The sequence below is a fragment of the Streptomyces marokkonensis genome (assembly GCF_008312835.1).
GTDB classification, from domain to species: domain Bacteria; phylum Actinomycetota; class Actinomycetes; order Streptomycetales; family Streptomycetaceae; genus Streptomyces; species Streptomyces marokkonensis_A.
The window spans coordinates 86,436-108,452 of record NZ_VSKS01000008.1 but is presented as its reverse complement, the minus strand read 5'-3'; the positions used below and the strand labels follow the sequence as shown (position 1 = coordinate 108,452).

Here is a 22,017-nt window from a genome sequence, read left to right as displayed (position 1 = left end):
ACCGACAGGTTATCGCGGGTACTTGCGCGGCGACAGCCGGTAATGAGCCGAGGGGATTCCGATGGGAAGTCACGGAAGGCCTGGTACTGGCTTTGGTGAACCGTGGTCGTTCACCGGTTCCTCTGCGCGGCGGGTCCTAGCGTTGATGCCGGGTGACGGACCGGGGACGTTGTACGTGTTTCGGCGGCGTGTGTACGCGGGGCAGGGCGTGTCTCCCGGCGAAGCGCCGGAGTTGGGCGGACCGGCCGATGGGTGGCGGAGGTGTGTGGGGCGATGAGTGAGACGGTGCGGGAGCCGAGGGAGACGACGGTGGCCGATCAGGGGGAGCCGGAGGCGGCTCCCCCGGAGCCCGGGATGAAGAACGCGGTTGGATTGGCATGGTTCAAAGGCACTTACAGCAGCGGGGAAGGCGGCCAGTGCGTGGAGGTGGCCACTTGTCAGCACGTCGTGCACGTACGGGACACGAAGGACACGAACCGGCCCGGGTCTGGCGATTGGTTCGGAGACGTGGGCGGCCGCGTTCGTGGGGTTCGCGGCTGACCGGATCCGCCACTGAATCGTCGCCTTGCTGGTGTGCCCTGCGGCTCCGGATTCACAGAGCGAGGGCGTCCGGAGCCGGGACGGCCGGTATACATGGTGAGGGGCGACCGGCGGTCAGCGGCGAGCCGGCGGGGGCGGGTGCGGGGCGTACCGCGGCAGCGGGGCCGGGTGCGGTGCCGGTCTGCTGAACGCTCACCCCACTGTCTCCCCTGCCCGTCGTGCGTGCCTCGCCGCCGTGGTCCCAGCGACGCTGCTGTACCGCTTAACTGCGCCCTACGTGCGGCACACCGTGTGAACCGGCCTCACCGGGTCAGATGTGCAGGTCAAGAAACGGCGGCGGTCGCCGGACGACGCCCCGGGAGGGGTTGGCTCACCGCTGGACGTGCCGGGAGCACGTCCTCCGCCCTGTCCGCGGAAGGGGCCGGGTCCTCCTCCACGTCGCCTCGCCGGCCACCCGTCGGCCGACGCGCGCGTACGCCCCGTTATGTCGCCAAACGGACGGCCGAGCGACGTGCCTCCCGCGCCGGTCCGCCCGCGTAGTACCATGTAGTACATGGAGACGACCGCGCGTGAATTCAATCAGAACGCCTCGAGGATCCTCGCTGCGGCCGAGCGCGGCGAGCGGATCACGGTGACGAAGAACGGACGGCCGGTCGCCATGCTGTCGCCGGTCACGGAGGAGCCCGTACCCGATCACCCCACGGACCCGATGGGTGACGACGACATCCCCGTGTTCCACAGCGGCTCCAGGATCGACTGGTCCGAGGGCCGCGGCTCGTACCTGGAGGGCTTCGGCGCATGACCGTCCTCATTGCCGACACCTCGGGCCTGTTCTCGCTGTTCGACGCGGACGCTCCCGAGCACGCGGCCTGCCGCAAGGCGGTCGCGGCTGCCTCACACCTGGTGGTGAGCCCGCTGGTCCTCGCCGAACTCGACTACCTCCTCGGCTCACGGGTCGGACCCGAGGCCGCGCACGCGGCGCTGGGCCACGTCCGGGACCGCGTCGCCGTGCGCCGGTACGCGGTCCCGGAGATCGAACCGCATCTGTCGACGGCGCTGGTCACCATGCGCAGATATCCGCAGATCGGCCTCACGGACACGATGAACGTGGTGATGGCGGCCGAATACCACACGGACGCCATCCTCACCCTGGACCGCCGTCACTTCCGCATGGTCCGGCCCCTGACCGGGCACTCCGCGTTCCGCCTGTGGCCTGACGACCAGTGACTCCCCGGCGGCGGGCGGCAGCGGTTGACGTGCCGCGGCAATAAAGGAGCTGCGCCTGTTCGACCTGGCGGGTTAAGTTCCTGCCTGTTCGAAAGAGGGGGACGACATGGCGAAGCTGAATCAGATCATCGCTGTCGAGAAGGGTGTCAAGAGCAAGTCGCTCCAGGACATCAACGCCGCGCACGCCAAGGTGCAGAAGCCCGCGCTGCTGGCCGGGATCTCGCGCACGTACCAGCCGAAGGACGAGGAGGGTGAGCAGCTGCCGCCCGAGTCGACGCGGGTGCAGGTGCAGGGGGAGGACGTGCTGCGGGAGATGGCCGCCTCGCTGACGCGGCTGTTCGACGTGACCGCCACCAAGGACTGGGCGAACTGCACGGCCCGGGCGGACGTCACGGTCGACGGGCGGACCGTCGTCGCCGACGTGCCGGTCAGCTACCTGCTCTTCCTCGAGAAGCAGCTCACCGATCTGCACACCTTCGTCAAGAAGCTGCCCACCCTCGACGCCGCCGAGTCCTGGTCCCACGACCCGTCCACGGACTGGTGGAAGACGGACCCGGTGCGGACCATCCGCACCAAGAAGGTCCCGCGCAACCACGTCAAGGCGGAGGCGACCGACAAGCACCCGGCGCAGGTCGAGGTGTACTACGAGGACGTGCCCATCGGGTACTGGACGACCGTGAAGTTCTCCGGGGCGCTCCCCGCGCGGCGGGTCAACGAGCTCGCCGAGCGGGTCGAGAAGCTCCAGCAGGCGGTGAAGTTCGCCCGCGAGGAGGCCAACGGCGCCGAGGTCACCGACCAGCGGGTCGGGGACGCGGTGTTCGGCTACCTGTTCGGCTGACGCCGACCGAAGAGAGCCATCATGATCGCCCCCGCGTGCGAGCGCGGGGGTGCGCTACGGGGCGCGGGCCGGATTGAGGACCGGTTCGCGCCAGGAGCGCAAGCTGAAACTGAAGTTCAGCCTGAAAGCGCGGCTCGCCGAGACGGCGGCCGCGGTCAATCTCAGACTCTCGCTCCAGTCTCAGCATCGCCGCCGATCGCCGGACCGACCGGGGACGGACGAACGCCGTCGGATGCGAGTTCGACTCTCGCCTGCGCCTCTTGCCTGGCGCGGTAGTTCAAAGGAAGAACACGACGGCATGATGACTGATCCGTCCTCTTAAACGCCGCCGGCGTGCGCAAGTGGGTGGCATCCCCAGGGGCCCGGGAGCTGGATACGACTCCCGGGCTCCGCCACGTCATGTCCAGGCTGCGGCCAGGAGGACGGGGTGGAGCACGCTCAGGGCTCCCGTGGCCAGGCCGACGCCGCACTGGACCCGGTTGAGCCCCCGGCCCAGGCCGAGCAGCGCGAAGGTGAGGGCCAGGCTGCCGAAGAGCAGCGGGATCGCGATGCCGAGGAGGCCGGCGAACACGGCGGCGACCAGAGCGGCCGTGCCGAGGACGAGGGAGACGGGCCCGTAGAGGGTCGCGGGGCTGTCCGTGGATCCGGATCCGGTGGCCATGGTGGCTCCTCGCTCGAGGTGGTCGGCGTCGTCGACGCGGGTTGATGGACCCCTGCGCCGCCATCATGACACGTCGGAGCGACTATTTGAACACGTTCAAAAGCTGTGTAGGGTGAGGCCCGACGGAGGGCGGGGCTGATGAGGATCGTGATTCCCGGGGGCACCGGGCAGGTGGGAAGCGTCCTGAACCGCGCGCTGAGCGCCGCCGGGCACGAGGTCGTGGTGCTGACCAGGCGGCCGACGGCGCCCGGCCAGGTGTACTGGGACGGCGCGACACCGGGGCCGTGGGTGGAGGCGATCGACGGCAGCGACGTCGTGATCAACCTCGCCGGCCGCAGCGTGAACTGCCGTTACACCCCCGCCAACCTCCGCGCCATGATGGACTCGCGGGTGCTGTCCACCCGCGTCGTCGGCGAAGTGATCGGCGCCGCCGCGCGGCCTCCCCGGGTCTGGCTCCAGATGAGCACCGCCACCGTCTACGCCCACCGGTTCGACGCGCCCCACGACGAGGCGACCGGCGTCATCGGCGGGACGGAACCGGACGTGCCGGGCTACTGGTCCTACAGCGTCGGGATCGCCAGGTGCTGGGAGCGGGAGCAGGAAGAGGCCGACACCCCGCACACCCGCAAGGTGGCCCTGCGCGCCGCCATGGTGATGAGCCCCGACCGTGGCGGCGTCTTCGACGTCCTGTCGTGGATGACCCGGCTCGGGTTGGGCGGGCCCGTCGCGGGCGGCGGGCAGTACGTGTCGTGGATCCACGACCACGACTTCGTCCGCGCGGTCGAGTTCCTGATCGACCGGGAGGACCTCTTCGGACCGGTGAACCTGGCGGCCCCCGGGCCGCTGCCCCAGCGCGCGTTCATGCGCGACCTGCGCGGGGCGTGGCGGATGCCGGTGGGGCTGCCGGCGACGCGGTGGATGGCCGAAGTGGGCGCGTTCGCCCTGCGCTCGGACACGGAGCTGCTGCTCAAGAGCCGCCGGGTGGTCCCCGGCCGGCTGCTCGACGCGGGCTTCGGCTTCGCGTACCCGCGGTGGCCGGAGGCGGCCCGCGACCTGGTGCGGCGCAGGAAAGCGTGAGTATTCCGCGGCGCGCGGCGGCGTATTGGCTTTCCTCTCCGGCGGCCGTGTGCCGGTGACCGGGTCCCGGTGCAGGTTCATGTAAGGGCGGGCGAAGGCCCGGTTCGCGGTCGGTAGCGTTTCCGGTGCGGCGGTTTTTGTGATCGGGCGCTGCCGTGGGTGTGGCCGCATGGGGGGCAGGATGCACGAGCGCGAGTTCCGGGCCTTTGTTCTGATCGCGGAAACCGGTCGCATGGATGTCGCGGCACGGAAACTGGGCTATTCCCAGCCGGCGATCACCTATCAGGTCAAGCGTCTGGAAGAGTCCCTCGGTTTCAAGCTGTTCACCCGGCATCCCACGGGAGCGCGGCTGACGGGGGACGGGCGGATGATCCTGCCGTCGGTGCGTGCGGTGCTCCTGCTCATCGACAGCATGCGTGACGCGCACGGCGCGCGGGCGGGTGCGGTCCGGGACCAGGAATGCAGCGCGTGACATCGCCGTACAGGGAACGAGTAGCGAACTGCTTGGAGAGTGGACGATGAGCACCAATCCCTTCGAGGACAACGACGCCCAGTACCGCGTGCTGGTCAACGACGAGGGCCAGCACTCGCTCTGGCCGGCGTTCGCCGAGGTGCCGGCGGGCTGGACGGTGGCGCACCCCGAGGACAGCCGGCAGGCCTGTCTCGACTACGTCAACGAGAACTGGACCGACATGCGTCCGCTCAGCCTGGTGCGCCAGATGGAAGGTGCCGAGTAGGCCGGTGAGGACGGCGACGATCGTGAAGACGGCGGGCGGCGCCGCGGTGCAGCGGCCCCGGCCGCGGCCGCACGCCGAGCGGGTCCTGGTGTGTCTGAGCTACTGCGGGGGCGGCACCGCGCCGTTCCGGCAGTGGGCCGAGGCCCTGCCGGACGACGTGGAACTGGCGCTGATCTGCTACCCGGGACGGGAGGCGCGCTTCGGTACGCCGTTCGCCCGGGTCTGGACGGAGCTGCGCGACGACGTGGTGCGGTCGGTGCGCGGGCTCACCGGACGTCCCTACATCCTGTTCGGCCACAGCATGGGCTCCTGGGTCGCCTTCGAGACGGCGGCCGAACTCGAACGCCTCGGCGTCGCACCGCCCGAGGCGCTCGTGGTGTCGGGCGGGGTGGCCCCGCACAAGCGCCGGGAGACGCCACGCGACGACGTGCCGCGGTCGGACGACAGCGCCGACGCCCTCGTGCGCTGGATGCGTGACCTCGGCCAGGTGTCCCCCGCGATCGCGGCCGAACCGGAGCTGCTCAACATCGCGGTGGACCTGCTCCGCGCGGACCTCGCGGTGACCGAGTCCTACGAATTCGTCGAGGGTTCAGGGGTGTCGGTGCCGCTGCGGGTGCTGTACGGCACCGAGGACGTCGCGCCGTTCGCGGACGTGGAGCGCCACTGGCGGCCCCTGACGCGGGGGCCCTTCCAGGCCGTGGAACTGCCCGGCGGGCACTTCTACACGCCGGAGGTGTGGTCCAGGCTGCCCGAGTGGTGCACCCTGCCCGTGCCCGGTGCGGCCGCCCCCACCCGCTGACCGGACGACTCGGCCCCGCGGCGCGATCACCGCGCCGTGGGGCCGAGTCGTGGGTTCCGTGTGCCTCAACCGGTGTCGCGCAGTGCGCGCTTGCGGTCGTGCAGGACCAGCAGCAGGGTCAGGCCCATCGTCACGCCGAGGACCGCGCTGACGTCCCGGGCCAGCGCTCCCGCTATCGGAAGTTCGGGGGAGGGCTGCTGCATGTCGGTGAGGGTCAGCAGGTTGTAGACGCTGTAGGCGAACAGCATGCCCGAGGACACCCAGGCGGCGGCCATCGGCGGCAGGAAGCGGCGCGCACCGCGCTGCGCGGTCAGCACCAGGATGCCCCACGCCCCGGCGAGCGCCCAGGCGGCCGTGCTCAGTGACAGCATGTGCCACCACAGGTCGCGGCGGTCCAGCTCGTCCGCGTCGAGGCCGAGGGTCCCGCCCGCGGCCCAGAAGACCTTGACGCAGGCGAGCAGGGCGCAGCCGACGGCGACCAGCCTGGCCAGTGTCACCTGCAACTGCCGGGTGCCGCCGACCGGTTCGGCACACCGGAGCGGGCCGCCCAGGGCTTCCGGCCAGCGCGCCCTGGCGTAGCCGGCCAGGGCGACCGGAAGGCCCACCCCGACTCCGACCAGCGAGATCATCACCAGGATCTGCTCGTAGATCCAGAAGTCCGGTGAACCGGCGTCCTGGTCGCGGTTCATGGCGGCCGGGCCGAGCACGGGTGCCAGCAGCAGCATGGGCACGAGCAGGCCGGTGCCGACCCACACGGGCAGCGCCACCAGCCACGCGGGCAGGCGCTCGCCCCAGGGCCGGGAGAACGCCATCGCCAGCACGATGCCGACGGCGGCGAGGAACGCGGTCGCCGCGTTGATCGCACGCCAGTCCGCGCCGCCCATTTCCTCGGTCGGAATAAAGAAACCGAAAGTCCACACGATTTTGATGAGCAGATACGGCGTCACCGCTATGGCTGCTCCCAGGCCGCCGATTCGGCGAAACCTGGTCAATCGATCGGTCGGCTGTTCTGCCCTCACTGTCATATCGGCACGCTATCCGGGGTCGGTGGGCAGGTCAAAAGGTCCCGGCGCATCCACGAGATTTCGCCACTCAGGTGAATTCGGGGCCAACGGCGTCGTCGATTCGTATTGCGGTGAGATGCCCGGATTCGGAAACGGACACCAGCAGAGCGGGGCCGCCGCCGTCCGGCCGGGCCAGGGCGATCAGCTCCAGCAGGCCCGACACCGCGCAGTGGCGCGCAGGGTGCACCGCCGCGTCCCGCACCATGCTCCGGGTGTCGGCCAGGGCCGTGGTCACGGCGTCGCGGACCGCGAGGGCGAGCGGGGTGGCGGCGGGCGGTGCGACCACCACCAGACGTACGGCCCGCGCGGCCCGCGGGCCTACGGCGCCGGCGGTGCGGGGCAGGGCGGCGATCCGGGCCGCGCTCGCGGCGAGCGCCGCGGGATCCGGACCACCGGCGGGTCCCGGTGCCAGGAACCGGGACAGCGCGCCGGTGACCGCCGCGAGGGGGCGGCCGGCGCCTGCCGTGCCGGGAGCCCGCCCCCTCGCCGACAGCACGACGGCCGCCGCGGCGTCGTACTCGCCGCTCCCGCCGTGGTCCTCGGATGCCTGGTCGGCCGCCGCGGCCACCACCACGTCCGCCCGGCCCGTGCGCAGGGCCGTGACCGCGAACTGCACGGCCTCCAGACCCGCCGTCACCGGATTGGTGAGCGTGACCGAGAAGGCGCGGGCGCCGGTGGTGATGGCGAGCTGGCTGCCGGGCGTGTTCATCGAGAAGCCCGGCACCTCGGCGGGGCTGATCCCGTGGACGCCCTCGGTGGTCAGGGTCGCGTTCATCCGGCGGTGGACGCGGTCGATCGCGTACTGGGTGCCGGTCACCACGCCGAACCGCTCCGAGGCGGCACCGGCCAGCGGGGGGTCGTCGTGGCGCCGGCCGAGGGCCTCGTTGCCCGCCGCGAGGAGGTAGCGGGTGGCCGGGGTGAGGTACTTCCAGCCCCGCCGGCCGAGATGGGCGGCCGGGTCGAACCACGGGACGTCACCCGCGTCCGGCCGCGGCTCCTCGGCGACGGCGCCGACGCCGGTGATCAGTACGGTCATGCGGCGGCCCGCCAGGTCAGGACGGCGTTGTTGCCGCCGAAGCCGGTGCCGCTGACCAGGACCGAGGGGCGGGGGAGCGGCACCGGTCCGTCGAGGGGGACCGTCAGCGGGCACTCGAGGTCCGGGTCGGTGACGTGCGCGTTGGGCGGGACCAGGCCGTGGCGCAGGACGAGGGCCGCGATCACGCAGCCGAACACACCGGCCGCGCCCGCCGTGTGCCCCATGACCGCCTTGGGCGCGTAGCCGAGCACCTCGCCGCCCGACCCGCCGGCGGCGCTCACCGCCTCGCCGATCGCGGTGGCCTCCACGGTGTCGTTGACCGCCACCCCGGCGCGGTGCAGCACGGCCGCGCCCGGGATCCCGTCGAGCCCGGCGAGGGCCCGGGCGGCCGAGCGGCGCAGCTGTTCGCCGGACGGCTCCGGTGCCATCGGGTGGTGGGCGTCGCAGCTCCAGCCGTGTCCGGCCAGCACGGCGTGCGCCGTCCTGCCGCGCCGCCGCGCGGACTCGGCGGACTCCAGCACCAGCGCGGCGGCGCCCTCACCGGTGACCATGCCGGCCCGGTGGGTGTCGAAGGGGCGGCAGCACTCGCCGTCCAGCAGCCCGAAGCGCTGCAGGGTGCCGACGGCGACGCGGGAGAAGGCGTCCCCGCCGCAGGCGACGACGACGTCCGCCTGTCCCGTCCCGATCAGCTCGGCGCCCCAGGCGACCGCGTAGGCGCCCGCGGAGCAGGCGGTGGAGAGCGTCTGGCCGGGGCCACCGACGCCGAACCGGGCGGCGAGCAAGGCCGTGACCCGGTGGGTGGCGGGGTGCGGGCCGGGCTCTCCGGCCCGTTCCGCGAGATCGATGTCGCCCAGCGAGGTGCCCACGGCCAGCCCGGCGTCGAGCAGGTCCCGCCGGGTCAGCCCGGCCTCCGCGACGGCCTCGGCGACGGCCGTCGCCAGCAGCGCGCCGGTCCGGCCGGTGCCGGGAGCACCGGTGTCCGGTGCCGCGTACAGGTGCGGGCGGGCCGGCAGGCCGCAGAGGTCCGGCGCGGGCTCCGGCCGCCGGTCCGCGCGCAGCAGGCCCTCCCACAGCGCGCCGGTGCCGCTGCCGAAACAGCTCACCGCGCCCAGTCCCGTGACCACCACTGTCACCCGTGCACCCGCCTCGCAGTCCACTTGCCCGTTTGTCCGTGCCATTCAGGATGCATTCACGGGCATTCCGGCACCGGCGTCCCTGCAAGTACCTGCAGGGGCCGACCGGTCGCCTCGTCACCCCCCGTGCGCTGACCTAGCATCCATCGGCGAAACGCATGACAGAAAAACGTGCGAATGACCCGAGGAAAGGGAATTCCGGTGAGTGCCGAAACCACGCTGGACGTGTCGGAACTTCGCGAGCTGGTGGCGGACACGCTGGATGTCGAACAGTCGGCGCTGACCGACGACATCCTCCTCATCGAGGAACTGGGCGTCGATTCCGTCGTGGCCCTGGAACTCGCGGTCACGCTGGAACAGCGCTACGGCATCAGGATTCCCGAGGAGGAGCTCGGCACCGTCCGCCGGTTCCCCGACATCCTCGGCCTGCTGAACCGGAAGCTGGGCGGTTGATGGACGCGCGGACCGCGGCCCCCGGCTACCTCATGATCGAGAGCAAGGGGAACTGGGCCGGCCCCAACGCGGGCACCTTCCTGAGGGACGCCGCGGCACTCGCCGAGGCCGGGCACCGGGTACGGGTCTTCCTCGTCGAGGACGGCGTGCTGACCGCCGTGGGCACGGACGTCCCCGAGATCCGGCGACTGGCCGCGGCCGGGGCCGAGATCCTGGTGGACGACTTCTCCGCGGCCCAGCGCGCCCTGTCGGCCACCACGCTCTCCCCGCACGTCCGGGTCGCCGGCATGGACGCCGTCGCCGCGGCGCTGAGCGAGGACGGCTGCCGGGGGGTGTGGCACTGATGGCCATGGAACGCCGCATGTGGGACCTGCTGCTGATCCTCACCGCGGCCCCGCACTCCAGCGACGTGGTGACCTCGGCGCTGCGCCTGTCCCAGGCGATGCTGGACCGGGGCGGTTCGGTACGCGTCTGGGCGTGCGGCTACGCCAACATGATGACCCAGGACACCTTCGGCGACACCAAGCTCCCCAACACGCGGAACCCGGAGGGCCATTACCCGTCCCCGTCGGCCGTCGTGCAGCGGATGATCGCCGACGGCGGCGGCCGTTTCGGCTGGATCGCGTGCACCGCCTGCTCCGAGGAGCGCGGCGCCGTGCACCACGTCCCGCAGGTACGGCACCGCTCCCCGCTGCGGCTGGCGGCGACCATCGCCGGCGCCCGGCAGACGCTCTACCTCGGAGGGGCATGATGAGCGGAAGCACCGCGACGAAGCGCACCGGTCTTGGCCCGCCCGTGCTGTGCGTCCTGGACCGGGCCCACCGGGGCGCGGTCGAGGCGCAGTTCTTCCACGCCCTGTACGGACTGCTCGACCTGCACGGCCAGTTCGAGAGGGTCGACGTGGCCCTGCGCGGCCCGGCGGTGACGCTCGCCGTCGAGGAGGACGACTACCGGCCGTCGGTGCGGCTCGGCACGATGGAGCTCGACACGCTGCCGGACTACCGCGGCTCCGTGCGGGACCTCGTCGCCGAGGGCTTCACCGTCTTCGTGGACCGGGACGCGGTGACGGCCCTGGGCTTCGCCCCGGAGCGGCTCGTCGCCGGGACCGTCTGCCTCGACCCGGCCGAACTCGCCCTGCGCTGGCCGCAGTACGACCAGGTGTGGTTCGTATGACCGCCGGGGCGCCCGCGACGAACGGCTACGCCGCGCCGCTGCGCGCGGTGGACCGGATCGAGGTGCTGTCCGAGGGGGCCGAGACCCGGTTCGCGCTGTACAAGACCGTCGACCCCGGCGACCCGTACATGGCGGGGCACTTCCCGGGGCTGACGCTGCTGCCCGCCGTGTTCGTGCTGGAGGCGCTGCGGCAGGCGGTGACCACGATCGTCGGCGCGGACGAGCCGCTGAACCTGCTGGAGGTGCGGTCGGGGCGCTGGCTGGCGCCGATGCAGGGGGGCGACGAGATCCGTCTGGACGTCACCGTGAGCCCCGCCGGGGAGGGACGCCGGCGGGTGACCGCGCAGGGAACCCGCCAGGACGGCACACCCGTCGCGGCGGTGAAGGCGACGCTCGGCGACCGTGACGCCGCGCTGGCCGCGACGCCGCCGGAGGGCCTGGCGCCCCCCGCCGCGGGCGGGGCGCCAGGCCCCGACTACACCGGCGTCCTCGGCCTGCTCCCGGTACGGCACCCCATGCTCATGGTGGACCGGGTCGAATCCCTCGACCCCGGGCGGCGGATCACCGTGGCCAAGGCGGTCTCCGGCTCCGAGCCCTGCTACGGGCGGATGGCCGAAGGGCTGCCCCTGTCGCGGTACATGTACCCCAGGTCCCTGATGCTGGAGTCCTTCGGGCAGGCCTCGGTGCTGCTGTGGCTGTCCACCGGCACCGCCGAGGGCGTCCCCGTGGCCGCCGCCTTCCGCGAATGCCGCTTCTTCGGCGAGGTGCGTCCCGGCGCCGTACTGCGCCACGAGTCGTGGATCGACCGGTTGATGGCGAACAACGTCTTCGTCTCCGGGCGGACCTGGGACGGGGACCGGTGCGTGATGACGGTCGGCGCCCTGGTCGGTTCCAGCCGGCCGCGCGAGCGGGTCGACCGCGCCATGACCGCCGCCTCCTGAACAGCGCAGAGCGAACCGGCCCCCGTCGGGGGCCGGTTCGCGCTGTCAGGGCGTCGCGTACGAGCCGATGAGCTGTCCGACCACCTCGGCGACCCGCGCGTCGCGCAGCAGGTCCGCGTGGTCCACGTCGACGTCCACGGTCCGTCCGGCGGGCGGCGCGCCCTCCGCGGGTGTCCGGGAGCGCACGGCCGTCCCGGTGAGCCAGGCGGCGGCCGGGTCGATCCGCCGCGCGGCATCCAGGTAGGAGACGTACGAGCGGAACACCGCGACGAACTCGTCAAGGAGCTCGGTGTCCAGCTCCTCGCGGGCGAACGCCGCGCCGGCCCGCTCCATGAAGATCCGCACGAGGACGTCGCCGTAGGCGCCGAAGTCCACGTCGTCCGTGCACGCGGCGTCGGCCTCCCGCTGGGCGGCGCCCACCTCGTCGGCGGTCAGCACCGAGGCGAACTGGTTCATCATCGCGGCGAAGTCCCGGTACAGGCCGGCCGGCGCCGGCACCTCCGGCTCGAAGAGCACCAGGTGGGGAGCCTCGCCCTGGCGGGCCGCGATCCGGGCGGCCAGCTCGCCGGCGAACACGCTGCCGGCGCAGTAGCCGAGCACGGCCCGCACCCGTCGGCCGTCGGCCGCCGCCCCGCCGTCCCACAGCGCGAGGTAGTCCTCGGCCGGCAGGGGAGCGGAGCCGGCCGGCTGCCGGGTCTCCCACACGGCGAGCGCCGGGTCGAGACGCGGGGCGAGGTCGGAGAAGGCCGAGTCGGACCGGCCGGTGGTGGCGAAGTCGACGGCGAGCACCAGGTCGCCGCCGGCCCGGCCGGGGCCGAGCACCTTCCATCCGCTGAGCTGTGTCATGGGTCTGTCCACTCCAGTACGGGGGCGGGGAAACGGCCGCGGGTCCGGCCCCCCTCGACGTCGACGGGGGGCCGGACCCGCGGCCCGGGGACGGGAAGGGGGATCAGCCGCCGGTGACGCGGACGGCCTTGCCCGGGCAGAGGTGCTCCGCGACCTTGCGGGCGTCGTCGGCGTCGGCACCGGTGGGCGAGTCGTTGATGACGACCACCATCCCGTCGTCCTCCTGGTCGAAGACGGACGGGGCGTGCAGCGTGCACAGACCGGCCCCGATGCAGCGGTCGCGTTCGGCGTGTACCTTCATCGCGCCTACCAGCCGATCGTCAGCTTGTGGACCGGCGGCAGCCCGTCGATGAGCTCGATCGGCTCGTCGCTCTCCACCAGGTGCAGCCCGGGGAAGCGCTCGACCAGGCTGGTGAGGCACATCTCCAGCATCAGACGCGCGACGTGCTGGCCGAGGCACTGGTGGACGCCGTAGCCGAAGGCCAGGTGGTCGCGGGAGTCGCGGTGGATGTCGAAGACGTCCGGGTCGGTGTACTTGGCCGGGTCGCGGTCGGCCAGGCCCTTGAGGACCAGGATGCCCTCGCCGGCCTTGATGGTGACGCCGTCGATCTCGACGTCCTCCAGCGCGACACGGGCGATGATCTCGTCGACCAGGCTGTAGTAACGCAGCACCTCGTCCACGGTCTTGGGCATCAGGCCCGGGATGTCGGCGCGCAGCGCGGCGAGCTGCTCGGGGTGCTCGACCAGGGCCTGGATGCCGAGCGCGATCCGGTTCACGATGAACTCGTAGCCGGCGAGCAGCAGCATCTTGGTCATCAGGGTCAGACCGTGGTGGTCGAACTCGTCGGTCTTGCCCGCCCGGGCGATGAAGTTGCCGAGCATGTCGTCGGTCGGGTTGCTCTGCTTCTCGGTGACGAGGGCCGCGAAGTACTTCATCAGCTCCTCGTTGGCCGCGAGCTTCTGCTCCATGGTGTACGAGTGCCGGGTGCCCACCATGATCGCCGCGTTGCGGGTGAAGATCTCCCGGTCGCCCTCGGGGATGCCGGCCAGCTCGCAGATCACCTGCGCGGGGAAGGGCAGGGCCAGCGCCTGGACCAGGTCGGCGGGGGCGCCCTCGGCCTCCATCTTGTCCAGGTGGAAGTCGATCAGGTCCTGCATCCTCGGCCGGAGCTTCTCCGCGGCCTTGATGGTGAAGTCGGGCAGCGCCATCTGACGGACCCGCGTGTGGCGCGGCGGGTCCATGGTCACCAGCAGGTTCTTCGCGTCGCGGGCGATCATGTCGAGCAGTTCCTGCGGCGCGGGGAACCGGATCGGGAACGTCGGGTGCGGCTCGACGCTGAAGCGGTTGTCGGCCAGCAGACGCTGGATCTGGTCGTGCCGCGCGACCAGCCACGCCTTGCTGCCCGACGGCATGGTGACCTGCGTCAGCGGGCGGCCTTCCGGCAGTTGGTCGTACTCCGGCAGCAGCGGGTTGGGCCAGCCGTGCGGGGCGACGGGGCACGTCGCCATCTTCGTCTCGGCGTCGGTCATGACGTTACCCCTAAATCTGAGCTGAGGTCATTTCTTGCGGGCCGATCCTAAGGAGCGCGGCGCGCTTCCCGGGACCGTTTGCCGCTAGCTGCAGACAGGCCGATTAGAAAAAGCTGAATTCCCCTGCGGCGAGGGCGTTTCCGGAAATTGCATCGGCCCGCGACAGCGATTTCCGGATCGTGTATCCGTTGAGTCAGTAGGCCTGAGCACCGGCCTTTCCCGCCCTGACCGCCGAACACCGGATCGGCCCGGCCCGAAGAGAACAGAGGACAGATGTCTGACTCGTCAGCCACGGTTCTGCCACTGACCGCCGGCCAGGCCGGAATCTGGTACGCACAGAGCCTCAGCGGCCCGAACGCCACGTTCAACGCGGCCCTGTACCTGGACATCGAAGGGGCCGTCGACGAGCGGCTGTTCGTCTCCGCGATGCGTCAGACCGTCACCGAGACAGAGGCGCTGCGCGTCCGCATCACCGACGACGGCACCGGCCCGGCGCAGGTCCTCGAGCCCGTCGGCGACTGGTCCGGACAGCCCGTGGAGGTCGTCGACCTCACGTCCGCCGAGCGGCCCCGGGACGAGGCCTCGGCGTGGATGTGGGCCGACGCCGGGACCCCGCTGGACCCCGGCGGGGAGCCGCTGTACCGGTTCGCCCTCCTCAAGGTCGCCGACGACCGCGCCCTGTTCTACTACCGCTACCACCACGTGGTGATGGACGCCGCCGGCGCGAGCCTCGTCGCCGCCCGCGTCGCCGAGATCTACACCCGGCTCGTCGCCGGGCAGGACACCGCCGACGGCGCGTTCCCGCCGCTGCGCACGCTGATCGACGACGAGGCCGCCTACCGGCGGTCCGCCGCCTTCGAGGCCGACCGGGACTTCTGGACCGCCCAGTTCGCCGACACCCCGGCCGTGGCGAGCCTCGGCGACCGGCCGACGGCGATGCCGGACCACCAGGTGCGGGGCAGTGCGCGGGTACCGGCGGGCACCGCGGACGCCGTCCGCGACGTGGCCCGCTCGGTGGGCGTCGGCTGGCCGGCCGCCGTGCTGGCCGCCCTCGCCGCGTACACCAGCCGCATCACCGGCACCTCGGACGTGGTCGTCGCGCTGTCCGTCGCCGCCCGCACCACCGCCGCGGGCCGCGCCGTGCCCGGCATGGTCTCCAACGTCATCGGCGTCCGCCTGGACGTGCGGCCGGAGATGACCGCGGCCGAACTCGTCCGCCACGCCCACCAGCGCATGCGCGCGGCCTCCCGCCACAAGCGGTACCGCTACGAGGACCTGCGCCGCGACCTCAAGCTCCTCGGCTCCGACGGCCGGCTGCTCGGGCCGCGCCTCAACCTGCACGTGGCGTCCTCGTCCGTGGAGTTCGCCGGGATCCCCGCCACCCTGCACCCGCTGACGGCCGGGCAGGACGACGACTTCTCCCTGATCGTGATGGCCGAGCCGGACGGCGGCTTCCGGTTCGACATGACGGCCAACCCGGACGTCTACCGCTCCGGCGCCGCCGAGCGCCACCACCGCCTCCTCGCGCGGATGCTCGGCGAACTCGCCGCCCGCCCGCACCGCCCGATCGGCGCGCTGGACACGGTGGACGACGAGCTGCGGACCCGCCTGGTGGACGAGTGGGGCGGCGTGGACTCCACGCCGGAGCCCGTGCTGTCGACCCTGACCGAACGTTTCGCCGGTGCGGCCGCCGCCCACCCCGGCAACACGGCCGTCATCGGCTTCGACGGCGACGACCGCCGCACCCTGACCTACCGGGAGCTCGACGAGCGCTCCAACCGGCTGGCCCGCCTGCTGATCTCCCGCGGTGTGCGGCGCGGCGACCTCGTCGCGCTGGCCATGCCCCGCTCGGTGGACCTGCCCGTGGCGCTGCTCGCCACGGTCAAGGCCGGCGCGGCCTACCTGCCGATCGACCCCGACTCCCCGGCCGACCGGGCCGCCTACATCCTCGGCGACGCCCGCCCGACCGCCATGGTCACCGCCCACCAGGACACCCTGGCCGCCCGCCCCGAGGGCGACGTCCCCACGATCGTGCTGGACGAGGCGTTCACCCGCATCGCCCTGGCCGCGCTGTCCGGCGCGCCCGTCGAGGACGGCGAACGGGGCGGCCCGCTCCTGCCCCAGCAGGCCGCCTACGTCATCTACACGTCCGGCTCCACCGGCCGCCCCAAGGGCGTCGTGGTCGCCCACCAGAACGTGATCCGGCTGCTCGACCAGACCGCCCACTGGAGCGGCTTCGGCCCCGACGACGTGTGGGCGCTGTTCCACTCCTACGCCTTCGACTTCTCCGTGTGGGAGATCTGGGGCGCCCTGCTGCACGGCGCCGGACTGCTGGTGCCGCCGCACCACGTGACCCGCTCGCCCCACGAGTTCCTGCGCCTGCTGGCCCGTGAACGGGTCACCGTGCTCAACCAGACCCCCTCGGCCTTCTACCAGCTGATCCAGGCCGACGCCGACGAACCGGAGACGGGCGCCGGGCTCGCCCTGCGCCTCGTCGTCTTCGGCGGCGAGGCCCTGGAGTTCGGCCGGCTCGCGCAGTGGTACGAGCGGCACGAGGAGGACGCGCCGCGGCTGGTCAACATGTACGGCATCACCGAGACCACGGTGCACACCACCGAGTTCCTGCTGAACGCCTCCGACGCCACGGCCGGCACCGGCAGCATGATCGGCCTCGGCATCCGCGACCTGCGCCTGTACGTCCTCGACGGCGCGCTGCGCCCGGCCCCGCCCGGCGTCCCCGGCGAGCTCTACGTCAGCGGGCCCGGCGTCGCCGACGGCTACCTCGGCCGGCCGGACCTGACCTCCACCCGGTTCGTCGCCGACCCCTTCGGCCCGGCCGGGCAGCGCATGTACCGCTCCGGCGACGTGGTGCGCTGGGCCGAGGACGGCACCGCCAACCTCGAGTACCTGGGCCGCTCCGACCACCAGGTCAAGATCCGCGGATTCCGCATCGAGCCGGGTGAGATCGAGTCCGCCGTACTGCGCCACCCGGACGTGCGCCAGGCCGCGGTCGTCGTGCGCGAGGACACCCCCGGCGACAAGCGGCTGGTGGCCTACGTCGTCGGCGGCGGGGGCGACGGCGCCGCGCCGGAGCCGGCGGCCCTGCGCAAGCACGCCGCCGCCGAACTGCCCGACCACATGGTGCCGTCCTGGTTCGTGGAGCTCGACGCCCTCCCGCTGACCACCAACGGCAAGCTCGACACCCGGGCGCTGCCCGCCCCCGACGTCGGCGCCACCAGCTCCGGCCGCGCCCCGCGCACGCCCGAAGAGGAGATCTTCTGCGGCCTGTTCGCGGAGATCCTCGGCCTGCCGTCGGTCTCCATGGACGACAACTTCTTCGACCTGGGCGGCCACTCGCTGCTCGCCACCCGGCTCGTCAGCCGCATCCGCGCCGCGTTCGGCGTGGAGCTGGCCATCCGCACCGTCTTCGAGCAGCCCACCCCGGCCGCGCTGATCGCCTGGCTGGCCGGCACCGGCAACGTGCCCGAGGCCCGGCGCCCGCTCACCGTGATGGACAAGCCGGAGGAGATCCCGCTGTCCTTCGCGCAGCTGCGGCTGTGGTTCGTCGACAAGATCGACGGCGGGGCCGGCACGTACAACATCCCGCTCGTGGTGCGCCTCCTCGGCTCGCTCGACGAGGAGGCGCTGCAGGCCGCCATCGGCGACGTGATCGCCCGCCACGAGAGCCTGCGCACCGTCTTCCCCGACACCGGCGGCACTCCCCGCCAGCACATCCTGTCCGCCGCGGAGGCGACCCCGGTCATGGGCGTCACCGAGATCGCCGCCGAGGACCTGGCCGGCGCCATGGCCGAGCGGGCCGGCATCGGTTTCGACCTGGCCACCGAGGCGCCCGTGCGCGCCCACCTCTTCCGCGTCTCGCCGGAGGACCACGCGCTGCTCATGCCGGTGCACCACATCGCCGGCGACGGCTGGTCCCTGGTGCCCCTGACCCGCGACCTCGAGACGGCCTACACCGCCCGCAGCCAGGGCAAGGCACCCGACTGGCGGCCGCTGCCGGTGCAGTACGCGGACTACACGCTGTGGCAGCGGGCGATCCTCGGCGACGAGGACGACCCCGGCTCCGCCATCCGCGGCCAGCTCGCGCACTGGAAGCGGTACCTGGCCGGGCTGCCGGAGGAGGTCACCCTGCCCACCGACCGGCCGCGGCCGGCCGTCGCCTCCTACCGCGGCGAGACCCTGCGCTTCGCCCTCACGCCCGCGCAGTACCAGCAGCTCATGCGCTGCTCGCGCGAGTTCGACGTCAGCCCGTTCATGGTCGTGCAGACCGCGCTGGCCGCGCTGCTGAGCAAGCTCGGCGCCGGGGACGACATCCCCCTCGGCATCTCCATCGCGGGCCGCACCGACGAGGCGCTGGACGACCTGGTCGGCTTCCTCGTCAACACCCTCGTGATGCGCACCGACCTCACCGGCGACCCCCGCTTCGACGACCTGCTCGGCACGGCGCGGGCGGACGGCCTCGCCGCCTTCGCCAACCAGGACCTGCCGTTCGAGCGGCTCGTCGAGGCCGTCAACCCCGAACGGTCGGCGGGCCGCCACCCGCTCATCCAGATCGGCCTCGGCTTCCAGAACAACGCGACGCCGACCCTGGACCTGCCCGGGCTCGACGCGTGGATCGAGCCGGCCGTCACCCACACCGCCAAGCTCGACCTGCTCTTCGACTTCCGTGAGGTGCGCGACGGGGGCGACACCCCCGACCACATGGTCTGCGCCGTCGAGTACGCGACCGACCTGTACGACCGCTCCACCGTCGAGCTGCTCATCGAGCGGCTGGTGCGGCTGCTGGACGCGGCGACGGCCAGGCCGGCCGCCCGGCTGAGCGAGCTGGACGTGCTCCGCGACGACGAGCGCCGGCGGGTCCTCACCGAGTGGAACGACACCGCGCGCGCCGTCGACCTCGACACCCTGCCCGCCCTGTTCGCCGCCCAGGTCGCCCGTACGCCCGAGGCCCCCGCCCTGGTCGCGGGCGCCGAGGAGCTGTCGTACGCGGCTCTGGAGGCGCGGGTCAACCGGCTCGCCCGGCAGCTCGTCGCGCGGGGCATCGGCGCGGAGGACCGCGTCCTGCTGGTCATGCCCAAGTCGGTCGACCTGGTCGTGGCCCAGCTCGCCGTGGTCACCGCGGGCGCCGCGTTCGTCCCCGTCGACCCCGCCTATCCGCGCGACCGGGTCGCCTTCATGGCCGGCGACTGCGCGCCCGCGCTGACGCTGACCTGCGCCGAGGTCGACGGGACGGCCGCCGAGGTGATCGGGGACCGGCCCCGGCTGGTGGTCGACGACCCCGCCACCGCGGCCGAGATCGCCGCCCGGCCCGACACCCGGCTCACCGACAGCGAACGGATCAGGCCCGTCTCGGCCGACCACGCCGCCTACGTCATCTACACCTCCGGCTCGACCGGCCGCCCCAAGGGCGTCGTCGTCACCCACCGCGGCATCGGCAACCTCGCCGCCGCCCAGATCGAGCGGTTCGCGGTCCGGCGGGACAGCCGGGTCGTGCAGTACGCCACGCCGAGCTTCGACGCGGCCGTGTCCGAGACCTGCATCGCCCTGCTCCGCGGCGCCACCCTCGTCCTCCCCGTCGACACCGGCCTGCTGCTCGGCGACGCCCTGGCCCGGTTCCTGACCGAGTACCGCGTCACCCACGCCACCATCCCGCCGGTCGCGCTGACCGGCCTCGACCCGGCCGCCGTGCCCGCGGACCTGGTCCTCACGGTCGCCGGTGAGGCCTGCCCCGCGGAACTCGCCGGGATCTGGTCCCACGGCCGCCGCATGATCAACGCCTACGGCCCCACCGAGACCACGGTCTGCGCGACCATGAGCGAGCCGCTCACCGAGGCGGCCGTCCCGCCCATCGGCACCCCGATCGCCAACACACGGGTGTACGTGCTCGACTCCCGGCTCGGCCCGGTCCCGCCCGGTGTCGACGGCGAGCTGTACGTGGCCGGGCGCGGACTCGCCCGCGGCTACCTGGGCCGGCCCGGCCTGACCGCCGAGCGGTTCGTCCCCGCCCCGTTCGGCGAGCCGGGGGAGCGGATGTACCGCACCGGCGACGTCGTGCGGTGGCGCGCCGACGGGCAGCTGGAGTTCGTCGGCCGCGCCGACGAACAGGTGAAGCTGCGCGGCTTCCGGGTGGAACCGGACGAGATCGCGGGCGTGCTGACCGACCAGCCGCAGGTGGCGTCGGCGGCCGTCGTGATCCGCGAGGACCGGCCCGGTGAGCGCAGGCTCGTCGGCTACGTGGTGCCCGCCCAGGAGGCCGCCGAGGACCGCGACACCGGTCTGGAGACCGACCAGGTCGAGCAGTGGGAGGTCATCAACGAGGAGGTGTACGGGGCCGCCGTCGACGACGGCCCGCCGCTCGGCGAGAACTTCGCGGGCTGGCACAGCAGTTACGACGGCTCCGTGCTGCCCGAGGAGGAGATGCGCGCCTGGCGGGCGGCCACCGTCGAGCGGATCCTGGAACTGCGGCCGCGCCGCGTGCTGGAGATCGGCGTCGGCGCCGGCCTGATCATGGCGCCCGTCGCACCCCACGTGGAGCTGTACTGGGGCACCGACCTGTCCGCCACGGTCATCGAGACGCTGCGCCGCCAGACCGCCGACGACCCGGTGCTCGCCGGGCGGACCCGGTTCACGGCCGCCCCGGCCCACCGCCTGGAGGGGGTGCCGGCCGGGACGTTCGACACCGTGGTCATCAACTCCGTGGCGCAGTACTTCCCGAGCGTCGACTACCTGACCGACGTCATCCGCACGGCGTTCGGCCTGCTCGGCGACACCGGCCGCGTCTTCCTCGGCGACATCCGCGACCTGAGGCTGCTGCGCTGCATGCGGGCGGGCGTCCACCAGGTCCAGAGCCCCGGCGACAGCGCCGACGCGGCGCGCTCGGCCGTGGACCGGGCGGTCGAGCGGGAGACCGAACTGCTCGTCGACCCGGGCCTGTTCGACACCCTCGCGGACGTCCTCGACGGCTTCGGCGGCGTCGACGTCCGGATCAAGCAGGGCGCGTACGACAACGAGCTGAGCCGCTACCGCTACGACGTGGTGCTGCACAAGCGTCCGGCGGACACGGTCTCCCTCGCCGCGGTGCCGGCCGTCCCCTGGGACGACGCCGGCGGCTTCACGGGACTGTCCGAGCGCCTGCGCGAGGCGCACCCGGCCCCGCTGCGGGTCGCCGGCATCCCCAACGCCCGGCTGGCCGCCGACCTGGTGGCGGTCGCCGAGATCGACGGCGTCCCCGTGCGGGACGGCGTCGTCGTGACCGCGCTGACCGACCTCGGGGCCCGCAACGGCTACCGGGCGCTGGTCACCTGGACGGCCGGGGCCGCCGACGGACGGCTGGACGCCGTGTTCGTACCGGAGGACGGCACGACGGCGCCACCGGCCTACCGGGACCTGTACCTGCCGGGCCCGGCACCGGAGCGGTACGCCAACGACCCGCTCGCCGGCCGCAAGGACGGCGCCCTGGTCACCGCACTGCACGCCGCGCTCGCCGAGCGCCTGCCCGACTACATGGTGCCCGCCGCGCTGGTCGTCCTGGACGCCCTGCCGGTCACCCCGAACGGCAAGCTCGACCAGAAGGCGCTGCCCGCGCCGGACGCCGCCGCCTCCGCCTCGCAGCTGGCACCCGCCACCCCCGAGGAGGAGACCATCGCCCGGATCTTCGCCGAGGTGCTGGGGCTGCCCCGGGTCGGCGCGGACGACGACTTCTTCCGCCAGGGCGGCGACAGCATCGTCTCCATCCAGGTGGTCAGCAAGGCACGGGCGGCGGGACTCTCCCTGACCGCGCAGGACGTCTTCGCCCACCGCACCGTCCGGGCCATCGCCGCGGCGGCCGGCCCCGCACCCGACGCCACCGGCGCGGACGACCCGGCGGCCGGCAGCGAGTGGGACATCCCCCTGGTCTCCCAGGACGAGCTGGACGAGTTCGCATCGAATTGGAGCGTTTAGTCA

The 22,017-nt window shown here is 72.8% G+C and carries 21 protein-coding genes; 14 read left to right on the top strand and 7 right to left on the bottom strand.

Going from position 1 to position 22,017, the window contains the following annotated elements:
* Window positions 1–273: 273 nt before the first annotated feature.
* From F1615_RS16000 to F1615_RS15985, 4 genes are all read left to right on the top strand, one after another.
* Window positions 274–540, top strand: coding sequence for a DUF397 domain-containing protein (locus F1615_RS16000; RefSeq protein ID WP_341873441.1), 267 nt, complete (start codon window positions 274–276; stop codon window positions 538–540).
* Window positions 541–1,093: 553 nt separating this feature from the next.
* The gene (locus F1615_RS15995) at window positions 1,094–1,342 is read left to right on the top strand and encodes a type II toxin-antitoxin system Phd/YefM family antitoxin (protein ID WP_149549654.1); all 249 of its coding nucleotides are present in this window, start codon (window positions 1,094–1,096) and stop codon (window positions 1,340–1,342) included.
* Entirely contained in the window at window positions 1,339–1,767 is a 429-nt protein-coding gene (locus F1615_RS15990; RefSeq protein WP_149549653.1) for a PIN domain-containing protein, read from the top strand. The genes F1615_RS15995 and F1615_RS15990 overlap by 4 nt, the downstream gene beginning before the upstream one ends.
* Window positions 1,768–1,873: 106 nt before the next feature.
* Window positions 1,874–2,605, top strand: a complete 732-nt coding sequence (locus F1615_RS15985) for a hypothetical protein (RefSeq protein WP_149549652.1) — start codon at window positions 1,874–1,876, stop codon at window positions 2,603–2,605.
* Between the two features lie 397 nt (window positions 2,606–3,002).
* Here F1615_RS15985 and F1615_RS15980 read toward each other — a convergent pair whose 3' ends face one another.
* Window positions 3,003–3,266 carry a hypothetical protein gene (locus tag F1615_RS15980; protein WP_149549651.1) on the bottom strand — a complete coding sequence of 88 codons (264 nt, stop codon included), beginning with the start codon at window positions 3,264–3,266 and terminating at the stop codon, window positions 3,003–3,005.
* Between the two features lie 138 nt (window positions 3,267–3,404).
* Here F1615_RS15980 and F1615_RS15975 point away from each other — a divergent pair, with 138 nt between their 5' ends.
* The 4 genes from F1615_RS15975 to F1615_RS15960 all read left to right on the top strand — a co-directional run bounded on the left by F1615_RS15975 (window position 3,405) and on the right by F1615_RS15960 (window position 5,879).
* Window positions 3,405–4,343: a DUF1731 domain-containing protein gene (locus tag F1615_RS15975; protein ID WP_149549650.1), complete on the top strand. Its 939-nt coding sequence runs from the start codon at window positions 3,405–3,407 to the stop codon at window positions 4,341–4,343.
* Between the two features lie 181 nt (window positions 4,344–4,524).
* The gene (locus F1615_RS15970) at window positions 4,525–4,815 is read left to right on the top strand and encodes a helix-turn-helix domain-containing protein (RefSeq protein ID WP_149549649.1); all 291 of its coding nucleotides are present in this window, start codon (window positions 4,525–4,527) and stop codon (window positions 4,813–4,815) included.
* A 46-nt stretch (window positions 4,816–4,861) separates the two neighbouring features.
* Window positions 4,862–5,080 carry an MbtH family protein gene (locus F1615_RS15965; protein WP_037940294.1) on the top strand — a complete coding sequence of 73 codons (219 nt, stop codon included), beginning with the start codon at window positions 4,862–4,864 and terminating at the stop codon, window positions 5,078–5,080.
* Window positions 5,081–5,084: 4 nt separating this feature from the next.
* Window positions 5,085–5,879, top strand: a complete 795-nt coding sequence (locus tag F1615_RS15960) for a thioesterase II family protein (RefSeq protein WP_244328759.1) — start codon at window positions 5,085–5,087, stop codon at window positions 5,877–5,879.
* A gap of 65 nt (window positions 5,880–5,944) precedes the next feature.
* On the opposite strand, the gene F1615_RS15955 is transcribed toward F1615_RS15960, so the two are convergent.
* The 3 genes from F1615_RS15955 to F1615_RS15945 all read right to left on the bottom strand — a co-directional run bounded on the left by F1615_RS15955 (window position 5,945) and on the right by F1615_RS15945 (window position 9,112).
* Complete coding sequence (locus tag F1615_RS15955) at window positions 5,945–6,763, bottom strand: hypothetical protein (RefSeq protein ID WP_208818328.1); 819 nt, start codon at window positions 6,761–6,763, stop codon at window positions 5,945–5,947.
* Window positions 6,764–6,971: 208 nt separating this feature from the next.
* Window positions 6,972–7,979 carry a beta-ketoacyl synthase N-terminal-like domain-containing protein gene (locus F1615_RS15950; RefSeq protein ID WP_149549647.1) on the bottom strand — a complete coding sequence of 336 codons (1,008 nt, stop codon included), beginning with the start codon at window positions 7,977–7,979 and terminating at the stop codon, window positions 6,972–6,974.
* On the bottom strand, window positions 7,976–9,112 hold the full coding sequence (locus tag F1615_RS15945; RefSeq protein ID WP_167533765.1) for a beta-ketoacyl-[acyl-carrier-protein] synthase family protein: 1,137 nt from the start codon (window positions 9,110–9,112) through the stop codon (window positions 7,976–7,978). The genes F1615_RS15950 and F1615_RS15945 overlap by 4 nt, the downstream gene beginning before the upstream one ends.
* A gap of 201 nt (window positions 9,113–9,313) precedes the next feature.
* Between F1615_RS15945 and F1615_RS15940 the strand changes: the two genes are divergently transcribed.
* The 5 genes from F1615_RS15940 to F1615_RS15920 are packed head-to-tail and all read left to right on the top strand — an operon-like array spanning window position 9,314 to window position 11,679.
* A complete protein-coding gene (locus tag F1615_RS15940) occupies window positions 9,314–9,565 on the top strand; it encodes an acyl carrier protein (protein WP_051858698.1) in 252 nt (83 codons plus the stop codon).
* Window positions 9,565–9,909 carry a DsrE family protein gene (locus F1615_RS15935; protein ID WP_149549645.1) on the top strand — a complete coding sequence of 115 codons (345 nt, stop codon included), beginning with the start codon at window positions 9,565–9,567 and terminating at the stop codon, window positions 9,907–9,909. The genes F1615_RS15940 and F1615_RS15935 overlap by 1 nt, the downstream gene beginning before the upstream one ends.
* A complete protein-coding gene (locus tag F1615_RS15930; RefSeq protein WP_149549644.1) occupies window positions 9,909–10,316 on the top strand; it encodes a hypothetical protein in 408 nt (135 codons plus the stop codon). The genes F1615_RS15935 and F1615_RS15930 overlap by 1 nt, the downstream gene beginning before the upstream one ends.
* Entirely contained in the window at window positions 10,316–10,738 is a 423-nt protein-coding gene (locus F1615_RS15925) for a hypothetical protein (RefSeq protein ID WP_149549643.1), read from the top strand. Before F1615_RS15930 ends, F1615_RS15925 begins: the two co-directional genes overlap by 1 nt.
* Entirely contained in the window at window positions 10,735–11,679 is a 945-nt protein-coding gene (locus F1615_RS15920) for a hypothetical protein (RefSeq protein WP_208818327.1), read from the top strand. The genes F1615_RS15925 and F1615_RS15920 overlap by 4 nt, the downstream gene beginning before the upstream one ends.
* Before the next feature lie 45 nt (window positions 11,680–11,724).
* On the opposite strand, the gene F1615_RS15915 is transcribed toward F1615_RS15920, so the two are convergent.
* The 3 genes from F1615_RS15915 to F1615_RS15905 form a co-directional block, all read right to left on the bottom strand.
* On the bottom strand, window positions 11,725–12,525 hold the full coding sequence (locus F1615_RS15915; RefSeq protein ID WP_149549642.1) for a hypothetical protein: 801 nt from the start codon (window positions 12,523–12,525) through the stop codon (window positions 11,725–11,727).
* A 103-nt stretch (window positions 12,526–12,628) separates the two neighbouring features.
* Window positions 12,629–12,826 (bottom strand): ferredoxin, encoded by a 198-nt coding sequence (locus F1615_RS15910; protein ID WP_149549641.1) that lies wholly within the window; start codon window positions 12,824–12,826, stop codon window positions 12,629–12,631.
* A gap of 5 nt (window positions 12,827–12,831) precedes the next feature.
* The gene (locus F1615_RS15905; protein WP_149549640.1) at window positions 12,832–14,055 is read right to left on the bottom strand and encodes a cytochrome P450; all 1,224 of its coding nucleotides are present in this window, start codon (window positions 14,053–14,055) and stop codon (window positions 12,832–12,834) included.
* Between the two features lie 273 nt (window positions 14,056–14,328).
* Between F1615_RS15905 and F1615_RS15900 the strand changes: the two genes are divergently transcribed.
* Window positions 14,329–22,014, top strand: coding sequence for a non-ribosomal peptide synthetase (locus F1615_RS15900; protein ID WP_149549639.1), 7,686 nt, complete (start codon window positions 14,329–14,331; stop codon window positions 22,012–22,014).
* Window positions 22,015–22,017: the final 3 nt, after the last annotated feature.

Excerpts from the sequence above, each read along its gene's own strand:
- F1615_RS16000 (WP_341873441.1), top strand. The coding sequence starts at position 274 with ATGAGTGAGACGGTGCGGGAGCCGAGGGAGACGACGGTGGCCGATCAG.
- F1615_RS15995 (WP_149549654.1), top strand. The coding sequence starts at position 1,094 with ATGGAGACGACCGCGCGTGAATTCAATCAGAACGCCTCGAGGATCCTC.
- F1615_RS15990 (WP_149549653.1), top strand. The coding sequence starts at position 1,339 with ATGACCGTCCTCATTGCCGACACCTCGGGCCTGTTCTCGCTGTTCGAC.
- F1615_RS15985 (WP_149549652.1), top strand. The coding sequence starts at position 1,874 with ATGGCGAAGCTGAATCAGATCATCGCTGTCGAGAAGGGTGTCAAGAGC.
- F1615_RS15980 (WP_149549651.1), bottom strand. The coding sequence starts at position 3,266 with ATGGCCACCGGATCCGGATCCACGGACAGCCCCGCGACCCTCTACGGG.
- F1615_RS15975 (WP_149549650.1), top strand. The coding sequence starts at position 3,405 with ATGAGGATCGTGATTCCCGGGGGCACCGGGCAGGTGGGAAGCGTCCTG.
- F1615_RS15970 (WP_149549649.1), top strand. The coding sequence starts at position 4,525 with ATGCACGAGCGCGAGTTCCGGGCCTTTGTTCTGATCGCGGAAACCGGT.
- F1615_RS15965 (WP_037940294.1), top strand. The coding sequence starts at position 4,862 with ATGAGCACCAATCCCTTCGAGGACAACGACGCCCAGTACCGCGTGCTG.
- F1615_RS15955 (WP_208818328.1), bottom strand. The coding sequence starts at position 6,763 with ATGGGCGGCGCGGACTGGCGTGCGATCAACGCGGCGACCGCGTTCCTC.
- F1615_RS15950 (WP_149549647.1), bottom strand. The coding sequence starts at position 7,979 with ATGACCGTACTGATCACCGGCGTCGGCGCCGTCGCCGAGGAGCCGCGG.
- F1615_RS15935 (WP_149549645.1), top strand. The coding sequence starts at position 9,565 with ATGGACGCGCGGACCGCGGCCCCCGGCTACCTCATGATCGAGAGCAAG.
- F1615_RS15930 (WP_149549644.1), top strand. The coding sequence starts at position 9,909 with ATGGCCATGGAACGCCGCATGTGGGACCTGCTGCTGATCCTCACCGCG.
- F1615_RS15925 (WP_149549643.1), top strand. The coding sequence starts at position 10,316 with ATGAGCGGAAGCACCGCGACGAAGCGCACCGGTCTTGGCCCGCCCGTG.
- F1615_RS15920 (WP_208818327.1), top strand. The coding sequence starts at position 10,735 with ATGACCGCCGGGGCGCCCGCGACGAACGGCTACGCCGCGCCGCTGCGC.
- F1615_RS15915 (WP_149549642.1), bottom strand. The coding sequence starts at position 12,525 with ATGACACAGCTCAGCGGATGGAAGGTGCTCGGCCCCGGCCGGGCCGGC.
- F1615_RS15910 (WP_149549641.1), bottom strand. The coding sequence starts at position 12,826 with ATGAAGGTACACGCCGAACGCGACCGCTGCATCGGGGCCGGTCTGTGC.
- F1615_RS15905 (WP_149549640.1), bottom strand. The coding sequence starts at position 14,055 with ATGACCGACGCCGAGACGAAGATGGCGACGTGCCCCGTCGCCCCGCAC.
- F1615_RS15900 (WP_149549639.1), top strand. The coding sequence starts at position 14,329 with ATGTCTGACTCGTCAGCCACGGTTCTGCCACTGACCGCCGGCCAGGCC.